Source organism: Janthinobacterium sp. GW458P (assembly GCF_002127585.1).
Classification (GTDB): Bacteria; Pseudomonadota; Gammaproteobacteria; order Burkholderiales; family Burkholderiaceae_D; genus Janthinobacterium.
Map to the genome: position 1 here is coordinate 1 of NZ_NEGZ01000109.1, position 5,571 is coordinate 5,571.

The window sequence follows — 5,571 nt, forward strand, 5'->3', positions numbered from 1 at the left end:
CGTCGTCGCGTGCATTGGCCGCCAGCAGGGCGCGCATGGTGGCGACCGTATTGTGGTAGGTGGCGCCAAAACGCGACAGGTGCTGGCGGTACGGCGCTTCATCGAGCCACTGCGCCAGTCCTTGCGCCAGGTCGATCACGGGCGCCGCGCCGGCCGGCGGCACGGGCATCGCCGCCGCGCTGATGGCCGGCGGCAGGGCCGGCAGACCCTGCGCATGGCGGCGGTGCACGCGCGCGATCAGGGCGATGGTCTGCGGCACGTCGAACGGCTTGCTGATGAAATGGTTCATGCCCGCTTCCAGCGCCGCTGTCTGCTGCGTCTGGAATGCCCCCGCCGTCAGCGCCACCACGGGCAGGTCGTGGAACTGCGGCAGCTGGCGCAGCGCGCGCGTGGCCTGCAAGCCATCCATGACGGGCATCTGCACGTCCATCAGCACAATGTCGACATCGTCGGGGTGCTCCAGCAGCCAGTCCAGCGCCTGGCGTCCGTCGCAGGCGAACGAGGGCAGGGCACCCTGGTCGCGCAGGATATGGTTCACCACGTCCCGGTTGATTTCGCTGTCGTCGACCACCAGCACGCGCACGCCGGCGAGCTGGCGCGCTTCCAGCGCCGCGTGGCTGGCATCGAGGCCGGCCGCTTCGGCGCGCCGCTGGCGCGCGTCCATCGTCGCGTTGTACAGGCTCGAAGCCGTGACGGGTTCGTTGAGGATGGCATCGGCCGGATTATCCGGATCGGTGTGGCGCCGCGCGGGCGCCGTGGCCGGCGTGCTGCTGTTTGCCAGGATGACGACGGGGCAATCCTGCGGCGGCAAGTGCTCGCGCAGCGCGCGCGCGACGGCTTCGCCATCCATGTCCGGCAGGTGCGCGGCCAGCAGGACGACGCCGGGGCGCGCGTCCTCGGCGCAGTCGAGCGCGTAATCGAGCGCCGCTTCGCCGCCAGGGACCGCATGCACGCTCCAGCCCAGGCCCTGCGCCACGGCGCTGACCACTGCGCGCGTGGCGGCGTGGCCGTCGGCCAGCAGCACGTGCAGGCCCTGCATGTCGGGCACGCAGCGCGGCCGTGCGGGCAGCAGTTGCAGCGGCGCCGTGAAACTGAATTCGCTGCCCTGTCCCAGGGCGCTTTTCAGGCTCAGGGCGCCGCCCATCAGGCGCACCAGCTGGCGGCAGATGGTCAGGCCCAGGCCCGTGCCGCCGAAGCGGCGCGTGGTGGAGGTATCGGCCTGGGTGAAGGCGGAAAAGATGGTTTCCTGCACCTCGGGAGCGATGCCGATGCCCGTGTCGCGCACACTGAAGCGCAACACGGCGGCGTCGCCTTCGCGGCTCTCCAGCGCCGTGTGCAGCTCGACCGAGCCCTGCGCCGTGAACTTGATGGCGTTGCTGGTGAGGTTGACCAGCACCTGCTCGAGCCGCAGCGCATCGCCCAGCGCATGGTCGACGCCGTCCGGCAGTGGGCCGATGCGCACGGCGATGGGCTTGTCATGCACGGCCACGCCCATGCTGGCGGCGATCTTTTCGATCACCTCGGCCAGGCGGAACGGCGCCTGTTCGATGTGCATATGGCCCGCTTCGATTTTCGACACGTCCAGCACATCGTTGATAATGCCGAGCAGCGACTGGCCGGCGGCGCGGATCTTGCGCGCCATCAGCAGCGCCTCGCCATCGAGGCTGCCCCTCTCCAGCAGCCAGGCCATGCCGAGGATGGCATTGAGGGGAGAGCGGATCTCATGGCTCATGTTGGCGAGGAATTCGGCCTTGCTGCGGTTGGCCGCCTCGGCCCCGTCGCGGGCCAGCAGCATGGCTTCCTCGGCCTGCTTTTGCGCGGAAATATCCTGCACGAAGATCAGCGTTGCCGGCCCATCCTTGAGCATCACGCGGGCCGTCGTCTTGAGGACGGGCACGGGCCGCCCCTGCTTGTCCAGGCCGACGGCTTCGAATACCTGCTCGCTGGCGGAATCGGCCTCGATCAGCGCCTCGCTGCTCGCCAGCGCCGCCTGCGATTCTGCCGTGAGCATGCTGCGCCACGGCAGGCCGCTCAAGTCATCCTCGAGGGCGTAGCCGTGCAGGTGGCGGTAGCGGGGATTCGAATAGACGAAGCGGCCATGGCGCAGGATGGCGATGGCCAGCGGCGCATCTTCGATCAGCGTGCGAAAGCGCGTCTCGCTGTCCGATACGGCCTGCATGGCCTGGCGCGCGCTTTCCTGCTGCGCGTGCCAGGCGGCCAGGTGCCGCCGGCGCCGCTGGCTCCAGTACAGCAGCGCGCTTCCGGTGGCGGCCAGGATGGCAAAGAAGATGGCATAGCCGACGGCCTGGCGCCGCAGCGGGGCGGCGATGGCCGCTTCCTCGCGGCTCAGGCCGATGATCAGCGCGCGGTCCATGTGCAGCGCCGGCGGCGCGATCGTGGCCATGGCCATCGTGCGCGGCGGGCTGGCAGGCTGGCCGGGCACCAGCACGCCGTCGAGCACCGCCGATGGCTGGCCGCTGTCGCGCAGGCGCCGCAGGAAGCTGCCTGGCACGTCCAGGTTGCTGCCGTCGACGGCGCCCTTGGCCGGGTAGTTGAGGAACTGGCGCCCGTCGCCATGCAGCACCACGGCCCACACGTCGGCCGCATACATGGCGGTGCGGAACTTGCCCGTGAAGTATTCGGGGTCGAAAGTGGCCATCACCAGCCCCGCGAAGCGGCCCTGCCGGTCCGGCACCATGCGCGCCGCCGTCATCACCAGGTCATTCTTGAACGAGCGGAAGGGCGGCGACAGGTACAGCATGTGCGCGTCGGGCGCGTCGCGCACGGTCTGGAAGTAGCCGCGGCGCGAAAAATCCTGTTGCATCAACTCCGGGATATTCGTGGCCAGCGGCTTGCCGCTGGCGTCGAGGACCAGCATGGTGCGCACGCCGGGCATGGCGTCGACCAGGGCGCTCAGGCGCCGGGGCAGGGCCTGGCTGGCGCCCGTTTCCGCCGCAGGACCGAGGAAGTCGCGGATCACGCCTTCGAGCACCAGGTTGGTGGCGGCCAGGTCGACTTCGATATTTTTTGCCAGCAGCGCCGTGAGCACCTCCAGCCGCTCGCGCTCGGCCGCCGCATGCCGCGTCGTTTCGGCAAGGTGCAGGTAAGCCAGGGTGGCGCCGATGATCAGCAGTCCGAGGAGAAAAAAAAGCCACTCAATCAGTCGTCTGTGCACTGCGTCGCCACCTGGTAGTCGGGTCATGTGACGATGCTATACCGGATATGGAAGAAGAACAACTTTTCCCGGTAACTACTCAGCCGATAGTGTGGTCAATTTGTCGAAGTGGCCCGCTGTTTGCCCCGCGCCGGCCAGCGGCAGGCAGAGGCTGAACACGGCGCCCCGGCCTGGCGACGATTCCACCGCGATGCGCCCGCCCATCAGGACAGCCAGGTGGCTGGCGATGGCCAGCCCCAGGCCCGCGCCGCCGTGGGCACGGCTGGGCGTGTCGTCCGCCTGCGAGAATTTCTCGAAGATGCCGGCCTGCTGCGCCTGCGCGATGCCGACGCCCGTGTCGCGCACGGCGATGCGCAACTGGCCCGCGTGGCGCGCCACGCGCACGTCGACGCGGCCGGCGGGCGTGAAGCGCAGCGCGTTGTCGAGCAGGATGGCGAGCAGGCGCACCAGGCGGGGACGGTCGCAAACGAGGTGCGACGGCGCGTCCGCGGCGGCGCTCCAGTCCAGGGCGATGCCCTGGTCCGCCGCCCGCTGGCGGAACGGCGCCAGGGCCTGGGCCAGCACGCCGGACAGCGGTTCCGGCGCGCATTTGAGCTGCAGCTGGCCGCCCTCGAGCGCGCTCAGCTCCATGGTTGCCTCGACCAGCGACAGCAGCTGGCGGCCGCTGGCGCGTATGGCATGCGCGTGGCCGGCCAGTCCGGGCTGCTGCTGCAGCTGCTCCAGCAGCAGCTCGGAAAAGCCGAGGATGCCGTTGAGCGGCGTGCGCAGCTCGTGCGACATGTTCGACAGGAAGCGCGACTTGGCTTCACTGGCGGCGATGGCCCTGGCGCGGCTGTCGATCAGGCGCCCGATCAGCAGCACCAGCGCGGCCCACGACAGCACGATCAGCGCGCTGGTGACGGCCGCCATCAGCAGCGCCTGGTCGCGGCGCGAGCCGTAGTCGGCCAGCACCGTGTCGCGGTCCAGGCCGATCAGCATGTAGAGCGGATAGTGCGCCAGCTTTTCAAACGCGTAGTAGCGCAGGGCGCCGTCGATGGGGCTGCGCTGCAGGAAGCTGCCGCGCGTCTTGCCGCGCATCTGTGCGAACAGGGCGCTGTCGCCGACGTCCTGGCCAATGGTGTTGACGCTGCCGACGCGGCGCGCGCGCAAGACGCCATCGGTGCCGATGAGGGCGATGGAACTGTTCTTGCCCAGGTCGACCTCGTCATACAGGCGCGTGAAGTAATACGGGTCCATCGACGCCACCACCACGCCCTTGAAGCTGCCGTCGGGGTGATTGATGCGCCGCGTCAGCTGAATCGACCACTTTTTCGACACGCGGCCCAGCACGGGCTTGCTGATGTACAGTTCGCCGCTGTCGCCGCGCACGTGCACCTGGAAGTGCTCGCGGTCGGCCAGGTTGGTGGGCTTGAACGGCTTGCTCGTCAGTACCGTGTCGCCCCGCTCGTTGACGATGGTAAACAGGTTGTACAGGGGGCCGGGATTGAGTCCCTGCTGCAGGTCGGTAACGATGTCGAGCTTGTCGCCCAGCGCGTTGTAGCGGCCGCGCAGGTAGGTGACGGCCTGGTCAGCCCCTTCGATGGTGCGTATCGCATGTTCGTCGAAGACCCGCGCCATGCTGCGCGCATCGCGCTGGGCGTCGGCGACGGCGCGGTCGCGGGCGTGGTCGAGCTGCAGCAGGGTCACGGCCCACAGGCCGGCCAGCAGCAGTGCCACGAAAACCGACAGGACGATGCGCGTGTCGAGCCGCTCCCAGGGCAGGGCTTGCCATTTCAATGGTGGTGTGATGTCGTGCCGCATGCCGCCTCCCACAGTATGTCTCCCCTGACCGCCGCCGCGAGGGCGGGCGTAGATCCGGGCCGCATTACTCTCTGCGATCAATTATATCGAATATAAATGATTTTATCGATTAAATTGAATTATTTGTGGTAAGTGTTGCATTTGGTCACTGTCGCTGTGATTCAGCCTGGCGTGCCAGCCACTGCTCCACCAGTTCGCGCAGCTGGGCCGCCGTGAAGGGCTTGGACAGGTAGTCGTCCATGCCGGCGTCCATGCAGCGCTGCCTGTCGTCGTCGGTGACGCCCGCCGTCAGGGCGATGACGGGCGTGCGCACCGCGCCGCTGCGCAGTTCGCGCGCGCGCAGGGCCAGGCAAGCCTGGTAGCCGTCCATGACGGGCATCATGCAATCCATCAGCACCAGGTCGTAGCGCCGCGCCGCCAGGGCCAGCAAGCCCAGCTCGCCGTTTTCCGCCGTATCGATGGTGTAGCCGCGCCCGCCCAGCTGCAGGCAGACCAGCTGGCGGTTCAGCGCCGTGTCCTCGACCAGCAGGATGCGGGGCGCGGCCGCAGCCTCCGGCTCCGGCGCCGCTGCGGGGGCGGACGGCGCCGGCGGCGCG

General features: G+C 68.8%; 3 protein-coding genes. All 3 read right to left on the reverse strand.

Annotated features, from left to right (window positions below; all coding sequences use genetic code 11):
* Positions 1-3,175, reverse strand: a 3,175-nt coding sequence (locus CBW50_RS27885; RefSeq protein WP_172404925.1) for a response regulator, incomplete at its 3' end; no start/stop codon positions are given.
* A gap of 75 nt (positions 3,176-3,250) precedes the next feature.
* Complete coding sequence (locus tag CBW50_RS27890; protein WP_226935623.1) at positions 3,251-4,975, reverse strand: ATP-binding protein; 1,725 nt, start codon at positions 4,973-4,975, stop codon at positions 3,251-3,253.
* A 145-nt stretch (positions 4,976-5,120) separates the two neighbouring features.
* On the reverse strand, positions 5,121-5,571 hold a 451-nt coding region (locus CBW50_RS27895; RefSeq protein WP_139842687.1), incomplete at its 5' end, for a response regulator.